This window comes from Cryptosporangium arvum DSM 44712 (genome assembly GCF_000585375.1).
Taxonomy (GTDB): Bacteria; Actinomycetota; Actinomycetes; order Mycobacteriales; family Cryptosporangiaceae; genus Cryptosporangium; species Cryptosporangium arvum.
The window spans coordinates 1,006,385-1,033,156 of record NZ_KK073874.1; the positions used below are offsets into that span (position 1 = coordinate 1,006,385).

A 26,772-nucleotide genomic window follows, 5' to 3' on the forward strand; every position below is an offset into this window, starting at 1 on the left:
GTTTTGATTCTGATGCCGGCCCTGGCCCACCGCTACGACACCGCCCTGCGGGGTCAGGCGGAGCTCCGTGCTTCGTCGATGCGTGTGCTTCCCCGGGAACGCCGGCGCCGCACCGTGCCCTCCGGTGGGCCGGTGCGCCCGCCGACGTCGCTCGTGGTGCCCGCCGCCGTGAAGACCGCTCAGGGGGTCTCGGCCGACGGTCGTGATCTGACCGCGGTGCGGGCTTCGCTGGTGCGTGAGGCTCTCCAGGAGAGCGGAACCTCCCGGGGCCGGGTGCGGGTTCGCCGCCCGGCGAACGTCGACCGCCCGACGAGCGCGGTTCCGGTCAGCGCGGTTCCGGTCTCCGCGCCGGCCGCGAGCCCGGTGAGCGTCGTTCCGGCTCCGCGCACCGCTCCCGCCGTCGTGTCGGCTGCGGCCGTGCGGCGGGCCGCGGAGCTCCAGCGGGCCCGTCGGCGTCGGCTCGTGCTGGTGCTCGCGCTGCTGGTCGCCGGCCAGGCCGTGGCCGGGCTGTTCTTCGGTGCGTCGTTCTGGATCGGGGCGGTCGTGTCGGCCGTCGTCGCGGTCGGGTTGCTGGGCCGCCTGCGTGCGGTCGCCGCGCAGCGTCAGCAGCGTGAGGCGAAGGAGCGGCAGGCCCAGGTGCTCATCGCCCGGGCCCGCCAGCACCGCGCCGAGGCGTTCGTCCGGCGCGCGCTGCGTCAGGTGCCGGCCGGCGCCGAGCGGGAGGCGTGGCTCGGCCCGGAGGCGGTCCACCAGGCCGCGGGCTGGCTGTCGCTCTCCCGGGCCGAGCGGGAGCGCCCGGCCCGTGACGTCGTGCGGGTGCTGGCGGCGGCCGGGCGTGAGGTGTACCTGGCGGCGGACGGCTCGTGGGCGGTGCGGCCGGTTTCGCGGCCGGCTGCCCGCACCCGCGACGCGGCCGGAGCGACGCCGGCGGCTCGTCGGCAGGCACGGGCCGCAGGTGCGGCGCTGCCGAAGGTCGTCAACGGCTGAGGCCCGGCTCGGGGTCGCGTCGCGTCGCCCGGGGCGCGGTGCATCCGCCCGGGGCATTCGTCCGGGGCATCCGGCCGGGGCATCCGGCCGGGGCGGATGTGAAAGCGGGCCGCGCATCCTGGTAAGGTAGACACCGGCTTGGGGATGTAGCGCAGCCCGGTAGCGCACCTCGTTCGCATCGAGGGGGTCAGGGGTTCGAATCCCCTCATCTCCACCAAGCTGTAGCAGGTCAGAGGCCGGTTTCCTCCTCGGAGGGAGCCGGCCTTCGTGATTCCTGCGAGGCCGGCGCACGTGCCCTGACGGCGGGGTTCGGTCGGTGAGCGACGGCCCGGGCGCAGGTCTACCCCGGGCGGTCGCCTCTCACCTGATCAGTGGTCTCGGACTCGGCGGGGCCACCAGCCGGGTACGGCCTCGCGGTAGGCGTCGTATTCGGTGCCGAACTGGGCGCGCAGGGTCGGTTCCTCGTAGAGGTGGACGAACGTCGCGGTGGTCGCCGCTATCAAGCCGGCATAGGCGAGCAGGACCGGGCGGCCGAGGAGCAGGGCCTGGCCGAGGATCGTCGTCACGACCGCGAGGTACATCGGGTTGCGCACGTAGCGGTACAGGCCGCCGACGACCAGATGAGCGGTGGGCGCGACCGGCGCGGGGGTGCCGAGTCCCTCGTGGACGAACCGCGCGAACGCGTGCAGCAGCACCGCGGCGCCGGCGATGACCAGGACGGCGCCGGCCACACGAAGCGGCAGCGGGGCGGCGCCGGTCCGCCAGCCGGTCAGCGACCACGGCACCACCCCGGCGACGGTCCCGGGCGCGATCGCGAAGAACACCCCGCTCCCCACCGCCGCCACCCGACTACGCATCCCCACCCCACTTCTCCGACTCCCGACCGCCCGCCCGCGAGGCTCCCGCCCCGGAGGCTCCCGCCCCGGAGGCTCCCGCCCTCGGAACGATCGCCTCGCCGTCGAGGATTGCTTCCGCCGCCAGGGCTGCGCCGTCGACGTCGGCGTAGCGGTCGTGGATTCGTTCGGCGGCTCGGCGGTACGACGGATCGCCGAGCATCCTCCGCGCGACCCTACGCAACCGCGACACCGTCGCCTGCCCGCTCGGCACGCTCCGCGCCGCCCCCAGCCGTTCGACCAGCGCCACGTTCAGCAACTGCTCCGGCTGCAACGGAATGCCCAGCAGCGGCGTTCCGCTCGCCATCGCGGTCTGCACACTGCCCTGTCCGCCTGCGGTGACGGCCAGATCGGCCCGCGGCATGATCCGGTGGCTCGGCAGCACCCCGGCCACCAGGAACTTCGCGGTGCCCGTGACGTCGGCGAGCGCGGTTCGATCGTGCACCGTCGCCGCGACGAGCACCTTCACCGCGAGCGGAGCGAGCGCCTCCAGCACGCTGCGCACCAACCCCACCCCGCTGGACGTGATCGCGACGTACACCAGCGGCCCGGGCGCGTCGAGGAACCGCTGCACCTCGTCCGGCACCGGCTGCTCGAGCCGGGCGAACAGCGGACCGGTGCACCGCAGGCGCGTTTCCGGCCGGTACATCGGCCCCGGAACCCAGCCGTCGACGGCCGCCGCCGGTAGCCCGAGCACCTCGGGTATCTCCGGGACGAGCGTCAGATCACCGAGCAACAACGCGGCCAGCCCGGGGACGCCGGGCACACCCAGTTCGGCGGCGACCCGGTTGAACCCGGCGCAGTAGAACGGCAGCCCCGGCACGGTCCGGCCGTACCGCCGCCGCACCACGGAACCGGGCATCGCGCGCTGCCACCGGGCGAGTCGTTCGGCGGGCGGCGGCACCAGGCCGTGTTCGAACAGTGGCGGGACGAAACTGCCCGCGTGCTCGGTGACCAGCCGGACACCGGCCACCCGGCTGGACAGCAGAGTGGTCAGGGTGAAACCGGTGACGACGGTCGTCACGTCGTGCCGGCGGAAGTAGTCCACTTCGGCCCGTACGTACGCGCGGAGTTCGTCGTCGGAGTACATGCTCTGGTCGGGGGAGCCGAGGCCGACACCGTCGCGGACGAACGCGGCCGCTCGCTCCGCGCTCATCGGCGGGCCGATCAGGTCGTAGCCCGGATCGAGCAGGTGCTCGTACGTACCGCCGTGGGTGGCGACCCGCACGTCCGCGCCGCGGGCCCGCAAGGCCCGTCGTAGCTCGAGCATGCGTGAGGTCTCGGACAGGTAGCCGCAGTGCGGCAGCAGGCAGATCATCGGCCCGCTCCTCTCGGTCAGAGTTAGGTAATATATTGCCTATGACCGACGAGCAACAGCCCTCAGTGCAGGCTTTCCGGATGGTGCTGCTGGCCGCCCAGCGTCTGCGCTACCTGATGGACGCCCGCCTACGGCCGGACGGCGTGACCACGCAGCAAGCCGCGCTGCTGACCGTGGTGACCGCGCTGGGCAACCCGACGCTGGGCGAGGCGTCGGCGGCGCTCGCCACCACGCACCAGAACACGGCGCAGCTGGTCGCGTCGCTCGAGCGCAAAGGCTGGCTGGTCAGCGAACCGGACCCGGCCGACAAGCGTCGTCGCCGGTTGACCACGACGGAGAAGAACGCCGCGTACTGGGCGGGCCGGGATCCCGACGATCACGCGGCGGTGACGGAATGGTTCTCGATGCTGACCGACGAGGAGGTCAAAACGCTTGCCGGGCTGACGTCCCGGCTGGCCCGAGGCCTGGAGACGCAGCAGTAAACGCCGTTTTCAGCGCACGGGCAGCCGGAGCCGCATGACCAGCCGCGACAATTTCATTCCGTGCAGGTCGTCGTGGCAATAAACCGTCTCGTAATAGCGGTGCTGGTACAGCTCGACCGCGACCTCGTTGTCGGGGTCCACCGTGAGCTGCACTTCTTTGCGGCCGACCTCGCGGAAGTAGCGCTCCGCTTCTTCCATCAGCTGCCAGCCGACGTGGCGGCCGCGGTGGAGGGCGTGGACCGCCACCGACATCACCCAGCCGCGGCCAGGAGCGACCATGTCGAGAACGCCGAGCAGATAGCCCACCACCCGGCGCTCGCTGCCCGTACCGCGTTCGGCGACCAGGAAACCGGTGCCGAGCACCTCGGCCAGCTGGAGGAAGAACAGGCGCGGGTAGGGATCGCTGCCGAACGCCGAAAGCTCGACCCGGTGGACGTCGTCGAGGTCGGCCGGGGTGAACTGGCGGACCCGGTACGCGCCGGCCGGAGCGGGGGTGTCGTCCCGGTCGTCCGACGCCTCGGGAGCCGTGGTGGCCGCGAACACGATCTCCTCGCAGCCGTGGCCACGCAGGTAGGTGGTGGCGACGCCCACCAGCTCGCGCTCGACACGGGCGTGGTTCTTGTCGACCACGAGCGCGAGCACCACCCCGCGCGCCTCGATCTGGGCGTGCGGGGTCGCCACCGTGTACCCGACGACCCTGGCGTCGGCATCGCGGGCGACGAGGAAGCCCGGACCCAGAATGTCCGCCAGCTGCGCGATGAGGAACTTCGGATAAGACTCCGAACCAGTGACCGCCGTAGCGAGAGCGTGTACCGCGTCGAGGTCGGTGGACGAGTACGGTGAGACCGAATACTCGTCAGTTGCAGCGCTATTTGTCGCTTGCTTCGCCTGCGTAGACGCGATCACGTCGAGGTTTCCTTCTCGATCTCGATAGAGGCGCACGACGTTACCACCACCCCGAAGACGCGTATGTAACCGGTCGAACGGTGCTGTGGATGAATGGAATCAGTGGACCTCTGCACGGAAACAACCTGGCAACTTGGTGTCCGTGGGGCCGTCGACGTGTACCGGCAGCCCGTGCCGCCCGACCGCGGGCGGCGCCGGGACCCAAGCGCCGTTCGAGTCACTGCTGTCTATAGGCGACATATCCATCATTTGCCGCCCTCAAACCTGCTCACGCCGGTGCCTGATCACCGCACGTACGCGTGATTTTTGTTCGCCCCAGAGTGATGTGTTTCCACGAAAGTCACCAGTGTCCGAGTTGACGTAATCGCTTGTCGGTCCGCGCCCCGACCTCTTTGTAGTAGCGTGAAACCATCGCGTTCGGACGGTCGGCTGATGACGGAAAGGGCGGCGATGCTCCAGTGAGAATGCAGCCCAGGCAGCAAATGCTGGACATCTGGCGGGCGGTTGCCCGGTTGGGTGCTGATTGGGAATGGGGCGGCCGGGACGGACGCAATTCGATTTCCGATGCGGAACAGTTGCTCTGTCTCATGCATCCGGCCTCTCTGGTCGACGGCTTCCAACTGGATCGCCCAGACGACACCCATCCGGACGCACTCGCGGCGCTCCGCGATATGGGCGACAGCATCGAGATCCCACGCAAGCTCATTCGTGTCCTGATCGATTACATGCGCACCTACACCGACGAGAACGGTGCGCCCGATTTCTCCGGTGGGTCGTATTTCCGCACCGAGGATCCGGATGACAAAGTCACCGACGAGCAGAGCAAAATGCACGTCGTCGACTCGTACTCGATGTCGATCACGCTCACGCTCGCCACGCTCGGGTTCGCCCGGGTCTTCCGTAGCCGGGTCACCCGCACCGACCTGCGGTCGCAGGTCGACGAACTGGAGAAGCTGGCGAGCATCCGGCTGAGCGCGGCGATGGTCGGCCTGCTCAGGAGCTTCACGGTCAACGCGTTCGGCGAGGGAACGTTGCCCTGGCGCACGCTCATCAACACGGTGCGACGGCGCGGGCAGTCCGACGACCGCGTCGTCTCCGACCTGCAGGAGCGCCTGCAGGAAGTGCGCGCGGGGCTGCGCGACCTGTCCATCGGGTCCGGCCAAGTCGAGCTGGAGAACTCCAACCTCCTGTTCGAGTGCGGCTGGACCTGGGGAACGCTGCGCGGCGCTCCCACGATCGAGACCACCGAACCGGTCGGCGTCCAGGGCAGCGGCCTGGCCGAGCGCCGGCCGCTGCTCTACTTCACGACGATCGCGCTCGCCGGCATCGTCGACCTGACGAAGGAACGCACCCGCGTCCTGCGCCTGCTCAACGAGGAGCAGCAGCGCCTCGCCGCGGCCCTCCAGCTCCGCTACGACCTGACCCGTTCGTACTGGGCCACGGTCGCCAGTTCGGAGGCCAGTTCCGACGGCGGCGACCGCTGGCCACTGGAGGAACTGCCCTGGCGCACCAGTGACGGCGAGGAGTCCGACTACTTCAGTCTCCTGGTGACGTCCCTGGTCACCCACGACCTCTCGAAGCGGAACGCGCCCGACAGCGACCTCCGCCGGGTCCTCTCGGTGCTCGAGGAGCTGAGCAGCCGGGGCCGGGTGACCCGGCGAGCCCTCACGAACGACGTCGCGCTGCAGCTGCACACGCCCGGCGTCCCGCTGCGGCTCGGCGGCAGCGAGGGCGAGGTGAATCCGCGTCTGACCTGGGTCGTGTCCGACTTCTCGGTGATGCTCCTCAAACGGGTCGTGACGCTGGCCCTGCGCGCGCGCAGCCCGGAGCTGCGCAGCCAGCTCACCACCCTCGCCGACCAGGTGTGGGATCACCTGAACAGCCGCCGCATGGACGACGGCGGCGCCGGCGCCCTCTGGGACCAGCCGGCGGCGATCTTCCAGGTCGGGCGCGAGTTCGACCTGCCGTCCTGGTACCACACCGAACGCGTCATGGAATGTCTCGTGATGCTCGCCGACCTGGTGCTCGCGCCGCCCGCACGCAGCCAACGGCTGTACGACATCGCCCGGGACCGGATCGCCGAGGCCGAGCAGCTGTTCGACCGGGAGATCTTCGCCGGCTCGCTGGAAGCGGGGCCGTCGATCCGCGGGAGCATGCAGGAGCTCCGCGCCCACCTGCGGCGAGCGCAGCGGGTGCTGACCGAGAAGCCCGGCACCGCGGACGCGCTGGCCTCGGAGGTGCTGCGGCGTCTGGACCAGCTGGCCGCCGCCCAACAGAGCGCGATGGAGTGATGCCGTGATCGTCTTCGCGACGTCCGACAAAGGCGGCACGGGTCGCTCCGTGACGCTGAGCAACCTCGCCTACCGGCAGGCGCTGCGGGGCGCGGACGTCTGCTATCTGGACTTCGACTTCGGCTCGCCGACCGCGGGCGCGATGTTCACGATCAACGAGGTCGCACGGGGCACGACCGACGGCGGCACGCACTCCTACCTGGACGGGTCGATCACCGACCCCACGCGTCGAGACGTGTGGACGACGACCGACCGTGACGAACTGCGTGAGCGGCCGCGGGGCTCCGGCCGGCTCGTCCTGCTGCCGGGTGACAGCGGGGGCGGCGAGTTCTCGCGCCGCCAGAACGACGTCGAGCGCTGCGCGCGGCTCCTGCGCAAGCTGAACGAGCAGTTCGACTTCTGCCTGGTCGACCTGAGTGCCGGCCGGTCGTACGCCACCGAGCTGGTCCTGCGGGCCGTCGGCACGCCCGAGCTGGCCACGGCCGAGAGCCGCTGGCTGGTCTTCCACCGCTGGACGAGGCAGCACATCATCGCGGCCTCCGGTCTGGTGTTCGGTGAACACGGTCTGCTGGCCAACGGCGCGGGCGACGCCGAGGGCCGGCTCGGCGCCGCCGTGCGCTTCGTCCGTACGGCGGTCGTCGACCCGGACTCCCCGCAGCTGGCGGGCCTGCGTCCGGAGCAGGTCGCCTGGCTGCGCAACTGCAACCGGGAGCTCCAGGAGCTGGCCGGCCGGCACAAGCTGGGCCGGACGAACACGCTCGGCAGCATCCCGCTCGACCCCGTCCTCCAGTGGCGTGAACAGCTGATCCTCGACGACGACGTGTTCGCGAGGCAGGTCGCGAACCGAGCGACGATCGACGCGTTCGAGGAGCTCGCCGACCGGTTGACCGACAAGGAGAGCTGGGAGGGCCTGTGAGCACGGTCGAGGCCTCGTACGGGGAGGCGACCGCACGACGGAAAGTGAAGTCGGTGCCGCTGGCACACCTGTCCGTCGAGCTGGGGCATCTCTACCACGAGGACTTCGACCCGGAGGGCCCCGCGCTGGCCCGGCACTTCGCGCGGGTCGCGCCGCAGCTGGAGGCCGCGAAGCTGCTCTACGCGCCGCCGAACGGCAGCCGGCTGCGGATGAGCACGTGCTATCTCGTCGACGACTACTTCACCGAGTTCGAGTCACCGACCGTCGTCATTCCCGCGCTGCAACAGGCGGCGGCCTCGGCCGGTCTCCGGATCGACTACCTCGCCCGGGAGGCCGGGTGCGCGTCCGCCGACGGCGTCGACCTGGCCTCGCTGGTGGAGCGGCGGCTGGTTCCCGAGCCGTCGGCCGACACCGACGGATCCCGGCCGCCGGTGACGCAGACCGGCTGGTTGAGCAACGGCCGACGTTCGCCGGTCGGCGGCGAGGCCATGGGCCGGGTGCCGCGGTGGGGGCCGCCGGAGGAGAACTCAGCTCGTCGGCATTCGATTTTTGTCGACGTCGAACTGTGGAGCGAAAAGGACGGCGACCGTACGTGGTCGTGCCCCTTTCTCGCGGCGGTCTGGCAGTTGATGCGATTGGGAATGCTGCGGTTCCACGGCTCTCCTGTGGCGCAACCGCGATCGGTGGATTTGAACTCCGTCCGCGATTGGGACGAACTCCCCGCAGTCATTCAACTGAACCAGAAAGCGCAGGCTTTCAGCGCGTACCAGACCTTCTCCGTGCTGTCCGGACGCTTCCTCTCGGTCGAACACGCGGTGCGCGTGATTCTTGAGCAGGTGAGTGTGGACGATGCGGTGCTGACGCAGATAGCAGAGCGTAGTGAGGGTGAGGGATTCGTCCTTCCGGCCGAAATCGTGCGGCGTATCAACTACTTTCTGGATGGGAGTATCGCCGGTGATCCGTGAGCCGGCCTGATCTCGGACCGGGGGCGGACGTGTTGATGTTCGGCGAGGTACACACAGAACTCCTGTGGCATTCGGCATCGGTGTCGAACGCGTCGGCCAAGAGAATTCTGTCGTTCCGCCTCGGAGACGACATCCGCAGCTCGACCAGACCGACGTCGTTCGCGATCTCGCCGGACCTTTATGACGGCTTGGATTGCCGAATCGGGGGTGGCGCACGTCATCGGGCCGTGGGCACCGCCGCTTCGTTCGCTTCGATCACCGGTGGTCAAATCGCTCAAGCCGTAACGATGACGTCGATCGTGCACGGCGAGAACAATCGGCGGATGCCGTGGTCGTATTACCTGTCGCGGCCGGGGCAGGTCGAAACGATCGGAAGCGAACCGGACTGGGAGAACCTGGCCGGGGGATGGGTGAGCGCTGACAAAGCCGGCCCGAATCTCGGGGCGATCAGTGACCGGTTGCTCGACACCGTGCAGATGTCTCCACAGCTGTCCGGTACCGCGGCGGTCCGTCGCACCGGGCGCGCCCGGCTGCGGTGGAGCTACGCGCGCTCGTCGGAGCCGGTCCGGCTGACCTACTCGCTGGAGTCGGAGGACCTGCGGGTGCTCCGGTTGACCGGTGGTGACCTGCGGCCCCGTGCCGTCGCCGACTTCGCGGCCGATCTCGCGTTGCACGACTGGCTGCTCACCGCGCTGGTGGAGGCGATCGACCGCAGTGGGCTGGAGGCCGGGGGAGGGCCCGCCACCGTGCAGAGGCTCCGGCCGGTGATCGTCCACCTGCTGCACCACTGGATGCCGGCCGCGCGGCTCGACGTCGAAGGCACCGAGCTCTGGCGGGGGCTCGACGCGGCCGCGGGTCTGAGCCGGCAGTGGGAGAGCCTGGTCGCTCGCGTCCGCGACCAGCTGGCACTGTCTACGATCGGCCTGCTCGGCTCGGTCGCGCTGCCGGAGAACGCATGAGCCGCGACATCGTCGGGAGCTCAGGTGCCTCCCACGTCCGGATCGCCCGCCGAATCCTCGTCTCGCTCGCGATCGGAGCCACCACCTACGGGCTGACCTCGCTGGCCGACGCCACGTCGAGCAACGACGCCGCGTTGACCGCGTTGACGCTGTCGGTCTTCCTGGGTGGTGCGGTGCTCGTCGTGCAGTTCCTGATGGAGATCGACGGCCGGCTCCGCGGGCTCGAGGTTCGGCAGGCCGCCCACGAGAGCCGGGTCGAGGGCGTCGTGCAAGGCGCGTTCGCGCAGATCAACGAGGCGGCCCGGTTATTCGGCCTGCTGGAGGAGACGGCGGCGCGCTCCGACGCGGTCACCCAGATGGTCCGGCACGCGATCCTGATCAAGCCGAGCCAGCCCGGCGTCGTCTACGACTTCGCGCAGAGCGAGATCGGCCGGACGTCGTCGTTCCTCAAGGCGTTGGCCGCGGGTGAGGCCACCTACGAGGGCGAGGACCGCGACTGGCTGATCGGGCTGACCGATTGCACCCGTTCGCACATCGACGCCACCAGCTTCGCCACCGTCGACGCGGGTGGGGAGAGCTTCAGCGACGGCTTCTGGCACACGCCGCTCGGCCGCCGATATCTCAAGGCGCAGAGCGACGCCGTGCACGATCGCGGCGTCACCGTGCGCCGGATCTTCATTTTCGACAAACCTGATTTCGACGCGGACTCCGACTTCCGCGATATCTGCGCGATGCAGGTCGCGGCCGGTGTCGATGTGCGGGTGCTCGAGCACAACCGGATCAATCAGTCGCTCATGGACCTGCGCGACTTCATTCTCTTCGATGGTGGCGTCAGCTACGAGACGGTGGTGTCGGCGAGTCAGCGGGCGTTCGCCTCGCCGTCCATCCTCAACACCAAACTGGTCCTGGACATCGGACAGATCCGCAAGCGAGTGGCGGATTTCGAGTACCTCTGGTCGCTCGGAGAGCCGATATCCGGGTGAGGGCCGATGATTGATCCGCACTTCGTGTTCCTGGCGCTGCTGTTCAATTTCCTCGGTGCCGGCATCTATGTGCGTAAAGCGCTGCTCGGTCGGGTCCGGCCGCACCTCGTCACCTGGTCGCTGTGGGCGGTGGTGCCGTACGTCGCGTTCCTCGCGCAACTGAGCGAGGGTGTGCGCCTCCCGGCGTTCGTGACGCTCGTGGCCGGGGTCAGCCCGACGCTGACGCTGCTGGTCTCGGTGCGCAGCCGGACCGCGCACTGGAAGACCTCCCGCTTCGACATCGGGTGCGGCCTCTGTGCCGTGCTCGGCGTCGTCTGCTGGGCGGTCTTCGCCGATGCCCGCTACGCGCTGGTCTTCGCGATCGTGGCCGATGCGTTGGCGGCCATCCCGACGTTCCGGAAGTCGTTCACGAACCCGGAGAGCGAGAACTGGGTCCAGTACGCGTGCCTCACCACGAGCAGCGTGATCACGCTGGCGTCGCTGCAGGTGTGGACGTTCGCCGCGTACGGGTGGGCGGCGTACCTGGCGCTGCTGGGCGCCGGGTTGGCGGCCACCATCGGGCTGCGGGGACGGCGGGCTCGCGCCGACGAGCGGATCGTCGTGCGCCGGGCCACCCGCCGGGTGAGCGAGCTGCGCTAGTTGTCGGGGCTCGGGACGCGGGCTGCGGCGTCCTGCTGGATGCGTGCGGCCTCGCGGAGGAACCGCGCGATCGAGGCGAGCTCGGCGTCGTCGAACGACTCGTAGAGCTGGTGCAGCTGCCGCCCCAGCTCCAGGAAGTGCGGCCCCATCACCGTCATTCCCTCGTACACCAGCTCCACCAGCACGCTGCGCCGGTCGTTCGGGTTGGGCACCCGCCGGGCCAGCCCTCTGCGCTCGAGCCTCGCCAGCAGGCCGGTCACCGACGCCGGCGCCAGCCCCGACCGTTCGGCCAGCTCGCCGGCGGTGAGCGGGCCGAAGCGTTCGATCAGGTCGAGCGCGCGCTGGTCGGAGGCGGTCAGCCCGGAGAGCGCCGCCACGGCCGCGTGGAAGAGCACGGCGGCGGTGGCCAGCGCCCGTCCGCCGTTGTCGAGCTCCCGTACGAGAGCCTCACGCTCCGTTGACATGGCTGTCATTCTAACCTTTACTTAGTTCGGCCGAACGAAATAAATGGAGGCAGTCATGCGTGTGTTGGTCATCGGTGGGGGCGTGGCCGGGAGCGCGACCGCGATCGCGCTGCATCGGGCGGGCATCGACGCGGAGATCTACGAGCGGCATCCGGGCGTCGCCGACGACGTGGGGCTCTTCCTCACGTTCGCCGGGAACGGCATCGACGCGCTGCAGGTGCTCGGTGCCGCGGAACCGGTCGAGAAGACGGCGTTCCCGACGCCCCGGATGGTGATGCGCAGCGGCACCGGCCGGGTGCTCGGCTCGATGTCCAACGGCGACGCCAGCCGCACGATCCGCCGCGCGGACCTGTACCGGGTGCTGCGTGACGAGGTGGTGCGCCGCGGCATCCCCATCCACTACGGAAAGGCCCTGGCCGACGTCGAGCCGAGCGCGACCGGCGTGCGGGCGCGGTTCGGCGACGGCACCGACGCGAGCGGCGACCTGCTCGTCGGCGCCGACGGCCTGCACTCGCCGACCCGGAACCTGATCGACCCCGACGCTCCGGCGCCGCGGTACGTCCCGGTGCTGAACACCGGCGGGTACGCGCGCGGCGTGGCCGTCGACGCGGAACCGGGAACGTTCACGATGGTCTTCGGCAAGCGCGCGTTCTTCGGCTACGTCCCGGCGCCGAACGGGGAGGTGTGGTGGTTCGCGAACCCGCCGTACCCGACCGCGCCGTCGGCGGCGGAGCTCGCCGGGATGAACGCCGGTGGCGCATGGCGTCGACGTCTGCTCGAGCTCTACGCCGACGACGCGACGCCGGCCGTGGCGTTGATCGAAGCGAGCACGAACCCGATGACCGGGTGGGCCACCTACGACCTGCCCGCGGTGCCGAACTGGTACCGCGACCGGATGGTGCTGGTCGGGGACGCGGCGCACGCGACCTCACCCTCGTCGGGCCAGGGGGCGTCGATGGCGATCGAGGACGCGGTCGTGCTGGCCAAGTCCCTGCGTGACGTGCCGGACCGGGCGGAGGCGCTCGCCACATACGTGGGGATCCGGCGGCCGCGGGTGGAGCGGGTCGTGAAAGCCGGTGCGCGGTCGAGCTCGATGAAGGTGGCCGGGCCGGTCGGGCGGGTCGTGCGTGACGCGATGATGCCGCTGTTCCTGCCGATGGCGTCACGGATGATGAAGACCGAGTGGATGCACCGGTACCACATCGACTGGGACGTGCCCGTCTCGGCGGCGTGAGCGGTGCCCGGGATACTGGCCCGGTGAGTAGTCAGGGAAGGGTGATCCTGGCCGGGGTACCGCTCGGCAACGTCGGGGACGCCACCGACCGGCTGCGTGACGCGTTGGCCACCGCTGACGTGATCGCGGCCGAGGACACCCGCCGGGCGCGGCGGCTCGCCGCCGACCTCGGCGTGGAGCCGGTGGGCCAGATCGTCCGCTACGACGACGTGACCGAGGAGCGCCACACCGACGGCCTCCGGGACCGGGCCGTCGGCGGGGCCACCGTCCTGCTGGTCACCGACGGTGGGATGCCCTCCGTCTCGGACCCGGGCTACCGCCTGGTCGTCGCGGCCATCGCCGCCGACGTTCCGGTGAGCGTGCTGCCGGGGCCGTCGGCGGTCACGACCGCGCTCGCGCTGTCCGGGCTGCCGAGCGCCCGGTTCTGCTTCGAGGGCTTCCCGCCGCGGGAGCCGGGGAAGCGGAGGAGCACCTACGCGGCGCTGGCGAGCGAGCCGCGCACGCTCGTGTTCTTCGAGTCGCCGCGGCGGATCGGCAAGTCGCTCCAGGACGCGGCGGCCGCGTTCGGCGCCGACCGTCCGGCCGCGGTGTGCCGGGAGCTGACGAAGACGCACGAGGAGGTCCGCCGCGGGACGCTGGGCTCGCTGGCGGAGTGGGCCGAGGGCGGGCTGCTGGGCGAGATCACGGTGGTCGTCGGGGGAGCGCCGCCGCCGAGTGCCGACGACGCACCGGACGCCGCCGAGCTGGCACGGCGGGTCGCGCTCGCCGAGGCGGGTGGGGTGCCGCGCAAAGAGGCGATGCGCGCGGTCGCCCACGCGGTCGGGATCTCACGCAGCGTCGTTTACGACGCCGTTCAAGCGTCGAAGCGTGATATGCACTAAATGTGCAGGAAACGCCGATAGGGGAACTGCTCGTCGGTGCCGGCCATCTCACTCCTGAGCAGCTCGACTGGGCGCTGACCACCCAGCGCCGTACCGGCTCCCGGCTGGGCGCGATCCTGGTCGCCACCGGGCTGGTGCGGCGCCAGGTTCTCTACCGCCTGCTGGCCGACCGCTGGGACGCGCCCTTCGTCGACGTGGCCGGCAGCTCCCTCGATCCGACGCTGCTCGGCCGCGTCACGCCGGAGGCCCTCGCCGAGGAGGGCTGGATCCCCACCCGCCGCGGCCCCGACGGGGCGCCGGTCGTCGCCACCGTCGAGCGGCCGACGCCGGCGATCAAGAGCCGCATCGAGAAGGCGCTCGGCGAGCCGGTCCACCTCGGCGTCACTACCGAGGGGGACCTGATCCAGGGCCTGCACCGGGGCTACGAGGAGATCATCGCCGACCAGGCGTCGCTCGGGCTCTGGCGCCGTGACGCCGCCCAGTCCGCGCGCACGGTGCTGTTCCCCAGTCAGAAGGTGCTCGGAGGCGCGTTGCTCGCCCTGATCGCCGGGGCCGCCGTCGCCGCGCCCACGGCGACCGTGGCGGCGCTGATGGCCGGCCTGTCCCTCGCGCTGCTGGCCGGCGTCGCGTTCAAGTTCGCCGTCTGCATGGTCGGCGCGCGCCACGAACGCTTCGAGACCGTCTCCGACGACGACGTCCGGGCGCTCTCCGACGAGAACCTCCCGATGTACACGGTGCTCGTGCCGGTGTATCGCGAAGCCAACGTCGTCAAGGACCTGCTGGCGAACCTCGGGGACCTGGACTGGCCCAAGGAGCGCCTCGAGGTACTGCTGCTCCTCGAAGCCGACGACACCGAGACGATCGAAGCGGCCCGCGCGGCCGATCCGCCGGCCACGTTCACCTTCGTCGTCGTGCCCGACGACCTCCCGAAGACCAAGCCCAAGGCCTGCAACGTCGGCCTCTACCTCGCCCGCGGCGACTTCCTGGTGATCTACGACGCCGAGGACCGACCCGACCCCGACCAGCTCAAGAAGGCGCTCATCGCGTTCCGGCGCGGCGGCGACGACCTGGTGTGCGTGCAGGCCGCCCTGAATTACTGGAACGCCGAGGAGAACTGGCTGACCAGGATGTTCACCCTCGAGTACTCGTTCTGGTTCGACTACATGCTCCCCGGCCTGGAACGCCTCCGGCTGCCGATCCCGCTCGGGGGAACGTCGAACCACTTCCGGGTCGACGCGCTGCGCGAGCTCGGCGGCTGGGACCCGTTCAACGTGACCGAGGACGCCGACCTGGGGATCCGCGCCGCCGCGCTCGGCAAGACCGTCGGCGTCGTCAACAGCACGACGTACGAGGAGGCCAACCGGGCCGAGGGCAACTGGATCCGGCAGCGTTCCCGCTGGATCAAGGGGTACCTGCAGACGCTGCTCGTCCACGCGCGACGCCCGCGGGCGCTCGTGCGCCACGCCGGCCTGCGTCAGGTGAGCGCGTTCCTGCTGTTGATCGGCGGGACGCCGGCGACCTTCCTCGCCACGCCGCCGCTCTACCTGCTGTTCCTGGCCTCGATGGTCCTGAGCCCGACCACGCTCGCCGGCCTGTTCCCCGGCTGGGTTCTCTGGATCAGCCTGGTCAACCTGCTGCTCGGCAACGGGCTGATGATCTACGTGTCGATGATGGGCGCGTTCAAGCGTGGCCGCTACGCGCTGGTGCTCTGGGCGCTCGTCAACCCCGTCTACTGGCTGCTCCACTCGATCGCCTCGTACAAGGCCGTCTGGCAGCTGATCACCAAGCCCCACTACTGGGAGAAGACGCTCCATGGCCTCAGCACTGTCGCTCCCGGAGGTGCGGGCGCCGGCGTCACCGGGCTGGAGAAGCAACCGGTGGCCGGCTGACCCGGCGGCCCGCTGGCTGCTGCGGCTCAGCTTCGCCGCCCCGCTGTTCCTGCTCGCCACCTGGGCGGACACCTACGGGTACCGGAGCGGGGTCCACACGCGCCTGGAGCGGCGGGCCGACGCGGTCGTCGACGGCGGCGCCGCGCTCGGCGGGCTGGAACACGCCTATCCGCCGGTCCCGACGTTCCTGGCCGGCGTGCTGCCCGGCGGCGAACTCGCGCTCAGCGCCGTGGCGGCGCTGTTCGCGGGGGTGCTGCTGCACGTGCTCGCGGAGCGGCTGGTGCTGCGTCGGGTGCCGCTCGTCGTCGCGGTCGCGCTGCTGGCGTCGCTCGTCGCGGCCCCGGTCGCGGCCTACCTCGCGTCCGAGGCGCTGCCGTCGATCGCGATCACCGCGCTGTTCGCGCTGGCGATCGACGGGTTCACCCGGTTCGTCATCGACAAGGACACCGAGGGCGGGTTCGTGGCCGGGCTCTCGGTCGCGCTGGCCGCGGGCTTCGACTCGGTCGCGCTGGTGTTCGCGCTGGCGCTGGCGGTGGTCGCACCGTCGATCGCCGGGGCCCGGTACCGGTCCGAGCGGGGGTCGGCGACCGCGACGCTCGCCGTGGTGCTGTTCCCGATCGGGTTCGTGACCGTGGCGTGGCTGTTCGTGCAGTGGCGGTTCACCGGGATGCTTCCGACGGTGGCGTTCACGTTCCGCGGTGGTGTGCTCGAAGGCTTCGACGCCGCCGCGCGCACCGTGCTGACCGCGGTCGGCCACGCCCCGCTCTACGTGCTCGGCGCCGGGCTCGCGGCGTGGCGGCGGCCCACGTCGCTGGTGGCCTGTCTGGCGCCGGTGATCGCGCTGCTGTTCGCGGCCTGGCTCGGCGTCGGGTACTCGCCGGGGCTGGCGTACGTGCTGCTGGCCTACACCGCCGTGATCACGGTTCGCCGTCCGGAGAACCGGGTCGTGGCCGTTCTTCTGGTGGCCGCCGCGATCCTGCAGATCACGCTCGCCTGGTGGTCGCCACCGGTGCGCCTGCCCTGGTGGTGACCGCCGGTTCAGAACAGCGCGGCGACGACGGGGATCAGCGCGAGGAGGGCGGGGCCGCCGAGCGAGAGCGCCCAGAGCGTCGCGACCCGCTGCGTCCCCTCGCGGCGCAGGCGCGGCACGCCGGTCGCCGCGCCGACCCCGGCGCCGCACGCCACGACGAGGACGAACCCGAGCATCCACCGCAGGTGCAGGCCGGCCACCGGGCTCGCGTACGCGACGTCGTCGCCGTCGAGCATCCGCGCCTCGACCGTCGTTCCCGGCTTCCGGTCGGACCGGTCGACGTCGACGAGCCGGACGGTCCGGGCGCCGACGAGGCCTTCGCAGCGGTCGTCGCACCGCACGACGGTGACCTTCTCCGTACTGCCGACGCCCTGCGCGAGCCAGAACGGCGCCGCGCTGACCCAGCCGAAGAACGCGGCCACCAGCCCGAGCGCCAGCGCCGCCGCGAGCCCGGCGCCGGGCGGCCGCAGCGGCAGGGCCGGGCCGGTCCGCGGAGCCGGTTCGGGAAGCGCCACCTGATGGGCCGCGACCCGGCGGGCGGCCGGTGCGCCGGGACGTTCGGTGTGGAGGCGGTTGCGCAGCACCAGCGCCAGGCCTTCGTCGACGAAGCGGTCCGAGCCCGGGGGCGGTCCCGGCGGCTCCTCCGGCAGGTCGAGCGGCAGCGGCACCGCACCTTCCATTTCGTGCGGTGCGTCCGGTTCGACGTCGGCCGGGAACTCCTCCTGGTCGACGGGCGCGGCCGGGGCCGGACCGTCCCAGTCGAACAGAACCGGCTCGGCCGGTGGCGTGGCGAGTGTCGGCACCTCGGTCGACAGCGCCTCGTTGCTGATACCCACGGAGCAATTGGAACCCGGCAACCACCGGTAATGCCGGATAGTGACCGTTTTCGGCGTGGCGTGCGGCGGGGGAAAAGCCGTCCTACCGACGCCCTAGGCTTAGAGCATGACCCGTCACATCCTCACTGCGGTCGCGTGGCCCTACGCCAATGGCCCGCGGCACATCGGCCACGTCTCCGGATTCGGCGTCCCGTCCGACGTCTTCAGCCGGTACCAGCGCATGGCGGGCAACAAGGTCCTGATGGTCTCGGGCACCGACGAGCACGGGACGCCGATCCTGGTGCAGGCCGAGCAGGAGGGCGTCACCGCCCGCCAGCTCGCCGACCGCTACAACCGGGTGATCGTCGACGACCTGCAAGGCCTGGGTCTGAGCTACGACCTCTTCACGCGTACGACCACGCGCAACCACTACGCGGTGGCGCAGGAGCTGTTCAAGACCCTGCACCGCAACGGGTACATGATCGAGAAGACCACGAAGGGGGCGATCAGCCCGTCGACCGGGCGCACGCTGCCCGACCGGTTCATCGAGGGCACCTGTCCGATCTGCGGGTACCCGAGCGCGCGCGGCGACCAGTGCGACAACTGCGGCAACCAGCTCGACCCGACCGACCTGATCGACCCGCGGTCGAAGATCAACGGCGAGACGCCGCAGTTCGTCGAGACCGAGCACTTCTTCCTCGACCTGCCTGCGCTGGCCGAGGCGCTCGGGTCCTGGCTGCAGACGCGTACCGACTGGCGGCCGAACGTCCTCAAGTTCTCACTGAACCTGCTGGACGATCTCAAGCCGCGGGCGATGACCCGCGACATCGACTGGGGCGTCCCGGTGCCGCTTCCCGGCTGGGAAGACAACCCCAACAAGCGGCTCTACGTCTGGTTCGACGCGGTCATCGGGTACCTGTCGGCGTCGGTCGAGTGGGCCCGCCGATCGGGCGAGCCCGACGCGTGGAAGTCCTGGTGGTGCAACCCCGAGGCGTCCTCGTTCTACTTCATGGGCAAAGACAACATCACCTTCCACTCGCAGATCTGGCCGGCCGAGCTGCTCGGTTACAACGGGCTCGGCGCGCGCGGCGGATCGCCGGGGGAGTACGGCACGTTGGAGCTGCCGACCGAGGTCGTCTCCAGCGAGTTCCTCACGATGGAGGGCAAGAAGTTCTCGTCGTCGCGCCGGGTCGTGATCTACGTGAACGACTTCCTGTCCCGCTACGACGCCGATTCGCTGCGGTACTTCATCGCGGCCGCCGGCCCGGAGAACCAGGACACCGACTTCACCTGGACGGAGTTCCGGCGGCGCAACAACGACGAGCTGGTCGCGGGCTGGGGCAACCTGGTCAACCGGTCGATCTCACTGGCGGCCAAGAACGTCGGTGCGGTGCCGACGCCCGGCACGCTCACCGAGGCCGACGCGGCCCTGCTCGACACGTCGAAAGCGGCGTTCGCGTCGGTCGGGGCGCTGCTCGAGCGGTCGCGGTTCAAGGCGGCGATCGGCGAGGCGATGCGTGTCGTCGGCGAGGCGAACAAGTATCTGTCCGATCAGGCACCGTGGTCGCTGAAGGACCCCTCGACGCACGAGCGCCGGGACACGGTGCTGCACACCGCGCTGCAGGTCGTCGACGACTGCAAGGCCCTGCTGACGCCGTTCCTGCCGCACTCGGCGCAGAAGGTGCACGAGCTGCTCGGGGAGAGCGGCGTGTGGTCGGGTTCGCCGGAGATCCGCGAGGTGTCCGAGGACGGCGGGCCGGACTACCCCGTCATCCAGGGCGACTACGCGGCGGCGGCGGCGCGGTGGGCGTCGCGGCCGATCGAGGTCGGGCGGCCGCTGGCCCCGCCGAAGCCGGTGTTCAAGAAGCTCGACGAGTCGATCGTGGACGACGAACTGGCGCGGCTGGGGGGCGAGTGAGTCCTCGCTCCGGGGAAGCTCCGCCGTCTCCGGCGCCCCTCGGCGTGCCCGTGCTGGACAGCCACACCCACCTGGACATCCAGGGAGGTGACCCCGCCGCGGCCCTGGAACGGGCCGCGGCGGTGGGTGTCACCCGGGTCGTGCAGGTGGGGTGCGACGTGCCGTCGTCGGTGTGGGCGGCCGACCTGGCCGCCGCGCATCCGTCGGTGGCGGCCACCGTGGCGCTGCACCCGAACGACGCGCCCGCCCCGGTGGGGGCCGCGAGCCTCGACGCCGCGCTCGACGAGATCGCCGCGCTGGCGGCCCGGCCCGAGGTGCGCGGCATCGGGGAGACCGGTCTGGACTACTACCGCACCGGCCCGGAGGGCGTCGCGGCACAGGAGAAGTCGTTCCGGGCGCACATCCAGCTGGCCAAGCAGCACGACAAGGCGCTGGTGATCCACGACCGGGACGCCCACGCCGACGTCTTCCGGGTGCTGGAGTCCGAGGGCGCGCCGTCGCGGGTGGTGTTCCACTGCTACTCGGGGGACGCCGAGATGGCGCGGCGGTGCGCGGACGCCGGCTACGTGATGAGCTTCGCGGGCAACATCACGTTCAAGAACGCGCAGAGTCTGCGTGACGCCGCCGCGGTGGCGCCGAAGGACCTGCTGCTGGTGGAGACCGACGGGCCGTTCCTGACGCCGATGCCGTACCGGGGGCGGCCCAACGCGCCGTACCTGATCCCGCTGATCGTGCGCGCGCTCGCCGAGGTACGCGGCGAGGACGTGGACGAGCTCGCCGCCGCCATCTGGTCCACCGGAGAACGGATCTTCGGCCCCGCGGCCTGATGTCTCACGGTCGGCCCGCGCTGACGTAGGTGCCGGCGCGGGCGGCGGCGATGGCCGCGGTCACGGCGGTGTCGGCGTGGTGGGGTTCGAGCGGATCGCCGACGAGCAGGCGGTAGTAGAGCGGGGCGCTCACGGCACGGACGACCTCGGACGCGCTGGTGTCCGCGGGGAGCTCGCCGCGCCTGACGGCGGCGCTCACGCACGGGGCCCATTCGGCGATCCGGGTCGCGTAGAACCCGTGCAGCGCGGCGGCGGTCTCCGGGTCGGTGAGGGCCGCCGCGAGGAACGCCCGGAACAGCGGACCCTGGCGCGGGTCGGTGAGCGTGCGCTGCACCAGCCGCGCGTTCTCACGCAGGTCCGCCTCGAGCGACCCGGTGTCCGCGCGCGGCCGCGACTGCGCGGCCATGTCCACCAGCAGGTCGGCGACGAGCGCCGGAACTGTCTTCCACCGCCGGTAGACGGTGGTCTTCCCGACGACGGCGCGCCGGGCGACGTCGGCCAGGTCGAGCCCGGCGAACCCTTTCTCGATGAGCGCGTCCTCGGCCGCCCGCAACACCGCGGCGCGGACCCGAGCCGTGCGCCCACCCGGCCTCTCGCTCATTAACGGAACTCCAGTCCCTTTAGCGTGGTAGCTTCGATCCTGTTAACGGGACTCTAGTGCCATTAAGGGGCTTGAAGATGGAGTATCGACGACTCGGAGCGTCCGGGCTCGAGGTGCCCGCGCTGAGCTTCGGCGCCGGAACGTTCGGCGGCCGGGGGCCGCTGTTCGGCGCGTGGGGCCGTACCGGAGTGCCGGAGGCGCGGCGGCTCGTCGACCTCTGTCTGGAGGCCGGCGTCACGATGTTCGATACCGCCGACGTCTACTCGGACGGCGCCTCGGAGGAGGTGCTCGGCGCCGCGATCAAGGGCCGGCGCGACGCGGTGCTCCTCTCGACCAAGACCGGGCTCCCGACCGGCGAGGGGCCGAACCGGGCCGGTACCTCGCGCCGGCGCCTGATCGAGTCCTGCGAAGGCGCGTTGCGACGGCTCGGCACCGACGTCATCGACGTGTTCCAGCTCCACGCGTTCGACGCCGGGACGCCGATCGAGGAGGTGCTCGCGACACTCGACGAACTGGTGCGTGCGGGCAAGGTCCGCTACGTCGGAGTGTCCAACTTCGCCGGCTGGCAGCTGATGAAGTCGCTCGCGGTCGCCGACCGGTACGGCTGGCCGCGGTACGTCGTCCACCAGGTGTACTACTCGCTGGTGGGGCGCGATTACGAGTGGGAGCTGATGCCGCTCGCCGCCGATCAGGGCGTCGGCGCGACGGTGTGGAGCCCGCTCGGCTGGGGCCGGCTGACCGGCCGGATCCGCCGTGGCGCTCCGGTGCCGCCCGGCAGCCGGTTGCACGACACCGCGTCGTTCGGGCCGCCGGTCGCGGACGAGGACGTGTACCGGATCGTCGACGTGCTGGACGAGATCGCCGCCGAGACCGGCCGGACCGTGCCGCAGATCGCCCTCAACTGGCTGCTGGCTCGGCCGACCGTGGCGTCGGTGACTGTGGGTGCGCGCAACGAGGAGCAGCTGCGTGAAAACCTCGGTGCGGTCGGGTGGTCGCTGACCGCCGAACAGGTCCGGCGGCTCGACGCGGCGAGCGCCAGGACCGCTCCGTACCCGTACTTCCCCTACGAACGCCAGGCCGGTTTCGCTCGCGTCAATCCGTCCCTATTGGCCGGTTCGCGCGCATGAGGCTCGGTGGCATCACGGTGAGGAGGACCACGGAAACGCGGCGGTAGGGAGACACAAATCGGGCGCCGACGAGCCCAGATGTCGTGAATGCGCGGTGTCGACCGGGTAGCAGCGTGGTGAATCGCAACGTATGGTGGCCCGTCGGGTCGCCCGGTGTGTTCCGGACGCCTCGAACCGCCGGGATGGACCGCACCATCGCAACACCGTCCTGCCCGGGCCCTGTGAAGTCTGGAGTCGGGTGCAGTACGGCTCGCCACGCGCGAAAAAAGTTGCCACAGGAATCAAGATCGCCTCGGTCGCGGCGTTACTGGCCGGAGGAGGTGCCTGGGTAGCCACCGATCGCGCAGTGACCCTCCGTGTTGACGGAGAACAGCGGACGGTGCACACCCACGCGGACGACGTCCGCGGCGTGCTCGCCTCCGCCGGCGTGAAGGTCGGTGACCGTGACGAGGTCATCCCGGCCGTCGATGCCGAAGTCCGCAAGGGCGACACGATCGAGGTCGACCGGGCGCGGAAGCTCCGCGTCACCGTCGACGGCACGACCAAGGAGGTGTGGGTCACCGCACCGACCGTCGACGAGGCTCTCGACGAACTGAGTATGGGGCGACGGGACGTCAAGCTGTCCGCGTCGCGCCACACGCGCCTTCCCCTCGACGGCGCGCGGCTCAACGTCGACACCCAGAAGCAGGTGTCGGTGAAGGCGGACGGTCGGACGACGACCGCGACCACCTACGCGGCGACCGTGCGCGACCTGCTCGCGGAGCGGGGCGTGACGCTCGACGTCGACGACCGGGTGACGCCGACGGCGGTCACCCGGCTGGTCGCCGAGCAGCACGTGACCGTGCAGCGGATCGCGACGAAGACCGCCACCGAGACGGTGACGATCAAGGCGCCGGTGCGGACGCGGAAGGACTCGAGCCTGACGGTCGGCACCTCCCGGGTGGTCACGCCGGGGCGGCCCGGGCAGGCCAAGCAGGTCGTCCGGTACGTCTACACCGACGGCAAGGTCACCTCCAAGCAGTTGCTGTCCAAGACCGTGGTGACCGCGGCCACGACGAAGGTCGTGGCCAAGGGCACGAAGAAGGTCACGTCCGCGTACGTGCCCGGCGGTACCGGGTTGAACTGGGCCGCGCTGGCGAAGTGCGAGTCGGGTGGACGACCGGGAGCGGTGTCGCCGAACGGCACCTACCACGGGCTGTACCAGTTCAGCGTGGGTACGTGGCAGCGGATGGGTGGATCGGGGCTGCCGTCGCAGGCGTCGGCCTCGGAGCAGACGATGCGCGCCCAGATGCTCTACAAGGCCGCCGGTGCCGGGCAGTGGCCGGTCTGCGGGTCGCGGCTCTTCTCCTAGAGTTACCCGGGTGTCTAGTGACGACGGGCTGCTCGGCCCGGCCGAGATCCGTACGCTCGCCGCGCGCCTGGGGGTTCGTCCCACCAAGACGCTGGGGCAGAACTTCCTGCACGACCCGAACACGATTCGACGCATCGTCCGGACCGCGGAAGTCGGTCCGGACGATGTCGTGTTGGAGGTGGGGCCCGGGCTCGGTTCGCTGACGCTCGGGTTGCTCGGGGCCGCCGGGTCGGTGGTGGCGGTCGAGATCGATCCGGTGCTGGCGTCGGCGCTGCCGTCGACGGTGGCGTCGCGGATGCCTTCGCTGGCCGACCGGCTTTCCGTCGTCGAGGCCGACGCGATGTCCGTCGACCTCTCGGGTCTGCGTCCGACCGCGCTGGTGGCGAACCTGCCGTACAACGTGGCGGTGCCGGTCGTGCTGCACCTCCTGGAGACCGTGCCGTCGCTGCGTAGCGCGCTGGTGATGGTGCAGGCGGAGGTGGCGGACCGGCTCGCGGCGCCGCCCGGTTCCCGGACGTACGGGGTGCCGAGCGCCAAAGCCGCCTGGTACTGCGCGGTCTCCAAGGCGGGGTCGGTCCCACGAGCGGTGTTCTGGCCGGTTCCCAATGTGGATTCGGGTCTGGTGCGGCTGGTGCGTCGGGACCCGCCCGACGGTTCCCGGAAAGACACGTTCGCGGTGATCGACGCGGCGTTCGCCCAGCGGCGCAAGACGCTGCGTGCCGCGCTGGCCGGCTGGGCCGGAGGCGCCCCCCGGGCCGAGGAGGCCCTGCGAGCGGCGGGGGTGGATCCGACCGCCCGCGGCGAGACGATCGACGTCGGCGGGTTCGCCCGGATCGCGAGCGCTCGTCACGTCTCTCACAAATAGGGCTATTGGTATTTAGAAAAGCATACGGTGCTAATCTCCCCGGCAGTGCTGAATAGCTTTCGGGGGGAAGCATGCACGTACGTAGAGCTTTGGCGTTCGGCCTCGGCCTCGCCACCGCGGTCGCGCTCGTGGGAGTGCCGGCCCCGGTGTGGGCGGCGCCGCCGACGATCACCGTCCAGCCGACCGTCGAGGCATCGCCGGCCGGGGGAAACATCGAACTCACCGTGGGCGCCACCGCGCCCGGGGGTGGCTCGCTCAACTACCAGTGGCTGTACGAGCTGATCAAGGGGTCAGGGGTCTGGCTGCCCGTGCCCAACTCGCTCCTCGGCGTCGGGGTGTCCGGAGCGAACACCGACACGCTGAAGCTCAACGGCGTGTTGACCGCGCTCAACGCGATCGGGCTGAAGGTGCAGGTCACCGCGGCCGGGGAGAGCGCCACCTCGGACCCGGTCGGGGTCGTGGTGGGTGACCCGCCGACGATCGGCGCGGTCGCCCAGGTCGAGTCCAGGGCCGTCTCCGGCGGAGACGTGCACCTGACCGCGACCGCTGCCGGCGCCTCACCGCTGGTCTACAGCTGGCAGGTGCTCAAGCCGGCGGCGCTGCTCTCGCGGTGGACGTCGCTGACCAACGGATCGGGCGTCTCCGGCGCCCGTACCGCGACGCTCGCCCTGTCGAACCTGACCGCCGACGTCGCCAAGAACTCCTACCGGCTGGTCGTGACGAATCCGGTCGGCGTCGACATCTCCGATCCGGTGAAGATCGACGTCGGCGTGGCGCCGACGGTGACCAACCCGGTCGACGCGGCCGCGGCGGGCGGCTCGGCGACGTTCAACTCCACGATCGCCGGCAACCCGGTGCCCAGCGTGAAGTGGCAGAAGCGGGCCTCCGTCAACGACGCCTGGGTCGACCTGACGTCGGACGCCGGCACCGTGAGCCTCGCCGACAACGTCTCCACGGTGAAGCTGGGCAAGCTCACGACCAGCGACAACGGATCCCAGGTCCGGGTCGTCGCTTCGAACAGCTTCAACGAGACCGCGACGTCGCAGCCGGCCACGATCACGGTGGCGGGCTCGAAGCCGACGATCACCGACCCGGCGAACATCATCACGCTCGGCGTCGGCAACCTCCTGTCGGTGAACGTCACCGGCGACCCGGCGCCGGCTGTGACCTGGCAGCGCAAGTCGCCGGCCAGCGGATCGTCGTGGGAGGACCTCTCGGGCGTCGGTACGCTGGTGCCGACCGGTGTGTCGACCTGGCTCGCCTCGATGCCGCTGTCCGGGCTGACGTCGGCGTTGAGCGGCTACAAGTTCCGGGCCGTGGCCCGCAACGCGGTGGACACCGTGGTGTCGGATTCCTCGACGCTGGTGGCCGGGCTGCTGCCGACGGTGACGAACCCGGCCGACAAGACGGCATCCGCCGGGGCCGCGTCGATCTCGGTGAACGTGACGGGTGACCCGGCGCCGACCGTGACCTGGCAGCGTCGGCTGGCCGGTGTGAACGCGGCGTGGGAGGACCTGGCGGGGCAGGGCACGGTCTCGGCCGGGGTGGCGACCTTGCCGCTCTCGTCGGTGACCTCGGCACTGAACGGCTCGCGCTACCGGGCGGTCGTCAAGAACACGGTCGGCCAGGTCGTCTCCGACGCCGCGCAGCTGTTCGTGGGGGCCGCGCCGGACGTGTCCAACCCGACGTCGCAGACGGCGCTGCTGGGCACCGCGATGTTCAGCGCGATCGTGACCGGTGATCCGGTGCCGACCGTGCGCTGGCAGGTGCTCGACACGTCGTCGAACGCACGCTGGACGAATGTGGCTACCGGGGGACTGTTCGTGGCCGGGGTCGCCACGTTGACGCTCACCGGGCTGACCAAGGCCCAGAGCGGTAACAAGTACCGCGTGGTGGCCACCAACGGCATCCAGCCGGACGCGACCTCCGACGCCGCCGTGCTGACGGTGTCCGGCACGCCGCTGTCGATCACGAACCCGGCCTCGGCGGTCACGTCGGCACTCAACGGCTCGGTGACGCTGTCGGTGGCGGCGTCGGGAGAGCCGGCGCCGTCGGTCCAGTGGCAGTCGCTGGCGCCGACGATCGGGTCGACGTGGACGAACCTGAGCAACGGTGCCGGGGTCGCCGGGGCGACGACGTCCCAGCTGACGTTGTCGCTGCTGACCGCGCTGCGCAACGGCTACCGGTACCGGGCGGTGGCCACGAACGGCAGTGAGACGGCAACGTCGTCGTCCTCGCTGCTCACGGTGAATATCGTCTAGTTGGCCACTGTGGACGATCGGAGCTGCCGGGTTCGGCACCGCTGAACCCGGCAGCTATTCGTTAACGGCGTTGATTTTTATTAGTGCATATCACTCGTGTCTTCTTCTGCCTGTTTCCGTAGACGGATATGCGTGGCGTGAGAAGCCGATAAGTCACTTATGTCCGGATA

General features: G+C 70.7%; 24 protein-coding genes and 1 tRNA gene. 19 read left to right on the plus strand and 6 right to left on the minus strand.

Going from position 1 to position 26,772, the window contains the following annotated elements; translation table 11 throughout:
* Positions 1-12: 12 nt before the first annotated feature.
* The gene (locus CRYAR_RS04630; protein ID WP_035848667.1) at positions 13-987 is read left to right on the plus strand and encodes a hypothetical protein; all 975 of its coding nucleotides are present in this window, start codon (positions 13-15) and stop codon (positions 985-987) included.
* Positions 988-1,127: 140 nt separating this feature from the next.
* Positions 1,128-1,204: transfer RNA gene (locus CRYAR_RS04635), tRNA-Ala, on the plus strand.
* A gap of 151 nt (positions 1,205-1,355) precedes the next feature.
* Here CRYAR_RS04635 and CRYAR_RS04640 read toward each other — a convergent pair.
* Together CRYAR_RS04640 and CRYAR_RS04645 are read right to left on the minus strand one after the other, a co-directional pair.
* On the minus strand, positions 1,356-1,844 hold the full coding sequence (locus tag CRYAR_RS04640) for a methyltransferase family protein (RefSeq protein ID WP_035848669.1): 489 nt from the start codon (positions 1,842-1,844) through the stop codon (positions 1,356-1,358).
* Positions 1,837-3,198 carry a nucleotide disphospho-sugar-binding domain-containing protein gene (locus CRYAR_RS04645; protein WP_035848670.1) on the minus strand — a complete coding sequence of 454 codons (1,362 nt, stop codon included), beginning with the start codon at positions 3,196-3,198 and terminating at the stop codon, positions 1,837-1,839. Before CRYAR_RS04645 ends, CRYAR_RS04640 begins: the two co-directional genes overlap by 8 nt.
* Positions 3,199-3,239: 41 nt before the next feature.
* On the opposite strand from CRYAR_RS04645, the gene CRYAR_RS04650 reads away from it, so the two are divergent.
* Positions 3,240-3,680, plus strand: coding sequence for a MarR family winged helix-turn-helix transcriptional regulator (locus tag CRYAR_RS04650; RefSeq protein ID WP_084700065.1), 441 nt, complete (start codon positions 3,240-3,242; stop codon positions 3,678-3,680).
* Between the two features lie 9 nt (positions 3,681-3,689).
* Here CRYAR_RS04650 and CRYAR_RS04655 read toward each other — a convergent pair whose 3' ends face one another.
* On the minus strand, positions 3,690-4,586 hold the full coding sequence (locus tag CRYAR_RS04655) for a GNAT family N-acetyltransferase (RefSeq protein WP_169744993.1): 897 nt from the start codon (positions 4,584-4,586) through the stop codon (positions 3,690-3,692).
* A 464-nt stretch (positions 4,587-5,050) separates the two neighbouring features.
* On the opposite strand from CRYAR_RS04655, the gene CRYAR_RS04660 reads away from it, so the two are divergent.
* From CRYAR_RS04660 to CRYAR_RS04685, 6 genes are read left to right on the plus strand one after another with little or no spacing between them, the layout of a single operon-like run.
* Complete coding sequence (locus CRYAR_RS04660) at positions 5,051-6,877, plus strand: SCO2524 family protein (protein WP_281174549.1); 1,827 nt, start codon at positions 5,051-5,053, stop codon at positions 6,875-6,877.
* A 4-nt stretch (positions 6,878-6,881) separates the two neighbouring features.
* A complete protein-coding gene (locus CRYAR_RS04665) occupies positions 6,882-7,793 on the plus strand; it encodes an SCO2523 family variant P-loop protein (RefSeq protein ID WP_035848675.1) in 912 nt (303 codons plus the stop codon).
* Positions 7,790-8,758, plus strand: a complete 969-nt coding sequence (locus CRYAR_RS04670) for an SCO2522 family protein (RefSeq protein ID WP_035848676.1) — start codon at positions 7,790-7,792, stop codon at positions 8,756-8,758. The genes CRYAR_RS04665 and CRYAR_RS04670 overlap by 4 nt, the downstream gene beginning before the upstream one ends.
* Before the next feature lie 35 nt (positions 8,759-8,793).
* Entirely contained in the window at positions 8,794-9,717 is a 924-nt protein-coding gene (locus tag CRYAR_RS04675; RefSeq protein ID WP_063725867.1) for an SCO2521 family protein, read from the plus strand.
* Positions 9,714-10,700, plus strand: a complete 987-nt coding sequence (locus CRYAR_RS04680) for a DUF6879 family protein (RefSeq protein WP_035848679.1) — start codon at positions 9,714-9,716, stop codon at positions 10,698-10,700. The genes CRYAR_RS04675 and CRYAR_RS04680 overlap by 4 nt, the downstream gene beginning before the upstream one ends.
* Before the next feature lie 6 nt (positions 10,701-10,706).
* Positions 10,707-11,339: a hypothetical protein gene (locus CRYAR_RS04685; RefSeq protein ID WP_051569743.1), complete on the plus strand. Its 633-nt coding sequence runs from the start codon at positions 10,707-10,709 to the stop codon at positions 11,337-11,339.
* Here the strand turns inward: CRYAR_RS04685 and CRYAR_RS04690 are convergent.
* Complete coding sequence (locus tag CRYAR_RS04690) at positions 11,336-11,803, minus strand: MarR family winged helix-turn-helix transcriptional regulator (protein WP_035848680.1); 468 nt, start codon at positions 11,801-11,803, stop codon at positions 11,336-11,338. The genes CRYAR_RS04685 and CRYAR_RS04690 overlap by 4 nt on opposite strands.
* Positions 11,804-11,858: 55 nt before the next feature.
* On the opposite strand from CRYAR_RS04690, the gene CRYAR_RS04695 reads away from it, so the two are divergent.
* Genes CRYAR_RS04695 through CRYAR_RS04710 form a run of 4 tightly spaced genes read left to right on the plus strand, consistent with a single transcriptional unit; the run spans position 11,859 to position 16,837 of the window.
* Positions 11,859-13,037 carry an FAD-dependent monooxygenase gene (locus CRYAR_RS04695; RefSeq protein WP_245620388.1) on the plus strand — a complete coding sequence of 393 codons (1,179 nt, stop codon included), beginning with the start codon at positions 11,859-11,861 and terminating at the stop codon, positions 13,035-13,037.
* Positions 13,038-13,060: 23 nt separating this feature from the next.
* The gene (gene rsmI, locus CRYAR_RS04700; RefSeq protein ID WP_035848682.1) at positions 13,061-13,918 is read left to right on the plus strand and encodes a 16S rRNA (cytidine(1402)-2'-O)-methyltransferase; all 858 of its coding nucleotides are present in this window, start codon (positions 13,061-13,063) and stop codon (positions 13,916-13,918) included.
* 2 nt (positions 13,919-13,920) lie between these two features.
* The gene (locus CRYAR_RS04705) at positions 13,921-15,807 is read left to right on the plus strand and encodes a glycosyltransferase family 2 protein (protein ID WP_051569744.1); all 1,887 of its coding nucleotides are present in this window, start codon (positions 13,921-13,923) and stop codon (positions 15,805-15,807) included.
* The gene (locus CRYAR_RS04710) at positions 15,731-16,837 is read left to right on the plus strand and encodes a hypothetical protein (RefSeq protein ID WP_157017359.1); all 1,107 of its coding nucleotides are present in this window, start codon (positions 15,731-15,733) and stop codon (positions 16,835-16,837) included. The genes CRYAR_RS04705 and CRYAR_RS04710 overlap by 77 nt, the downstream gene beginning before the upstream one ends.
* A gap of 8 nt (positions 16,838-16,845) precedes the next feature.
* On the opposite strand, the gene CRYAR_RS42680 is transcribed toward CRYAR_RS04710, so the two are convergent.
* The gene (locus CRYAR_RS42680) at positions 16,846-17,673 is read right to left on the minus strand and encodes a hypothetical protein (RefSeq protein WP_051569745.1); all 828 of its coding nucleotides are present in this window, start codon (positions 17,671-17,673) and stop codon (positions 16,846-16,848) included.
* A 106-nt stretch (positions 17,674-17,779) separates the two neighbouring features.
* Between CRYAR_RS42680 and metG the strand changes: the two genes are divergently transcribed.
* Together metG and CRYAR_RS04725 are read left to right on the plus strand one after the other, a co-directional pair.
* Positions 17,780-19,570, plus strand: coding sequence for a methionine--tRNA ligase (gene metG / locus CRYAR_RS04720; protein ID WP_035848685.1), 1,791 nt, complete (start codon positions 17,780-17,782; stop codon positions 19,568-19,570).
* A complete protein-coding gene (locus CRYAR_RS04725; RefSeq protein ID WP_035848686.1) occupies positions 19,567-20,397 on the plus strand; it encodes a TatD family hydrolase in 831 nt (276 codons plus the stop codon). The genes metG and CRYAR_RS04725 overlap by 4 nt, the downstream gene beginning before the upstream one ends.
* A gap of 4 nt (positions 20,398-20,401) precedes the next feature.
* Here the strand turns inward: CRYAR_RS04725 and CRYAR_RS04730 are convergent, their stop codons facing one another.
* Positions 20,402-20,998 (minus strand): TetR/AcrR family transcriptional regulator, encoded by a 597-nt coding sequence (locus tag CRYAR_RS04730; protein ID WP_035848687.1) that lies wholly within the window; start codon positions 20,996-20,998, stop codon positions 20,402-20,404.
* 77 nt (positions 20,999-21,075) lie between these two features.
* Here CRYAR_RS04730 and CRYAR_RS04735 point away from each other — a divergent pair, with 77 nt between their 5' ends.
* The 4 genes from CRYAR_RS04735 (at position 21,076) to CRYAR_RS04750 (ending at position 26,602) form a co-directional block, all read left to right on the plus strand.
* Positions 21,076-22,125, plus strand: a complete 1,050-nt coding sequence (locus tag CRYAR_RS04735) for an aldo/keto reductase (RefSeq protein ID WP_035860655.1) — start codon at positions 21,076-21,078, stop codon at positions 22,123-22,125.
* 346 nt (positions 22,126-22,471) lie between these two features.
* Positions 22,472-23,476 carry a resuscitation-promoting factor gene (locus tag CRYAR_RS04740; RefSeq protein ID WP_051569746.1) on the plus strand — a complete coding sequence of 335 codons (1,005 nt, stop codon included), beginning with the start codon at positions 22,472-22,474 and terminating at the stop codon, positions 23,474-23,476.
* A gap of 10 nt (positions 23,477-23,486) precedes the next feature.
* Complete coding sequence (gene rsmA, locus CRYAR_RS04745; RefSeq protein WP_245620390.1) at positions 23,487-24,341, plus strand: 16S rRNA (adenine(1518)-N(6)/adenine(1519)-N(6))-dimethyltransferase RsmA; 855 nt, start codon at positions 23,487-23,489, stop codon at positions 24,339-24,341.
* Between the two features lie 71 nt (positions 24,342-24,412).
* Positions 24,413-26,602 (plus strand): immunoglobulin domain-containing protein, encoded by a 2,190-nt coding sequence (locus CRYAR_RS04750; protein WP_157017361.1) that lies wholly within the window; start codon positions 24,413-24,415, stop codon positions 26,600-26,602.
* Positions 26,603-26,772: the final 170 nt, after the last annotated feature.

Coding starts and splice junctions, on each gene's coding strand:
- CRYAR_RS04645 (WP_035848670.1), bottom strand. CDS start 3,198: ATGATCTGCCTGCTGCCGCACTGCGGCTACCTGTCCGAGACCTCACGC.
- CRYAR_RS04675 (WP_063725867.1), top strand. CDS start 8,794: ATGTTCGGCGAGGTACACACAGAACTCCTGTGGCATTCGGCATCGGTG.
- CRYAR_RS04730 (WP_035848687.1), bottom strand. CDS start 20,998: ATGAGCGAGAGGCCGGGTGGGCGCACGGCTCGGGTCCGCGCCGCGGTG.
- CRYAR_RS04750 (WP_157017361.1), top strand. CDS start 24,413: ATGCACGTACGTAGAGCTTTGGCGTTCGGCCTCGGCCTCGCCACCGCG.
- CRYAR_RS04685 (WP_051569743.1), top strand. CDS start 10,707: ATGATTGATCCGCACTTCGTGTTCCTGGCGCTGCTGTTCAATTTCCTC.
- CRYAR_RS04640 (WP_035848669.1), bottom strand. CDS start 1,844: ATGCGTAGTCGGGTGGCGGCGGTGGGGAGCGGGGTGTTCTTCGCGATC.
- CRYAR_RS04680 (WP_035848679.1), top strand. CDS start 9,714: ATGAGCCGCGACATCGTCGGGAGCTCAGGTGCCTCCCACGTCCGGATC.
- CRYAR_RS04735 (WP_035860655.1), top strand. CDS start 21,076: ATGGAGTATCGACGACTCGGAGCGTCCGGGCTCGAGGTGCCCGCGCTG.
- CRYAR_RS04710 (WP_157017359.1), top strand. CDS start 15,731: ATGGCCTCAGCACTGTCGCTCCCGGAGGTGCGGGCGCCGGCGTCACCG.
- CRYAR_RS04650 (WP_084700065.1), top strand. CDS start 3,240: ATGACCGACGAGCAACAGCCCTCAGTGCAGGCTTTCCGGATGGTGCTG.
- CRYAR_RS04695 (WP_245620388.1), top strand. CDS start 11,859: ATGCGTGTGTTGGTCATCGGTGGGGGCGTGGCCGGGAGCGCGACCGCG.
- CRYAR_RS04630 (WP_035848667.1), top strand. CDS start 13: ATGCCGGCCCTGGCCCACCGCTACGACACCGCCCTGCGGGGTCAGGCG.
- CRYAR_RS04690 (WP_035848680.1), bottom strand. CDS start 11,803: ATGTCAACGGAGCGTGAGGCTCTCGTACGGGAGCTCGACAACGGCGGA.
- CRYAR_RS04660 (WP_281174549.1), top strand. CDS start 5,051: ATGCAGCCCAGGCAGCAAATGCTGGACATCTGGCGGGCGGTTGCCCGG.
- metG (WP_035848685.1), top strand. CDS start 17,780: ATGACCCGTCACATCCTCACTGCGGTCGCGTGGCCCTACGCCAATGGC.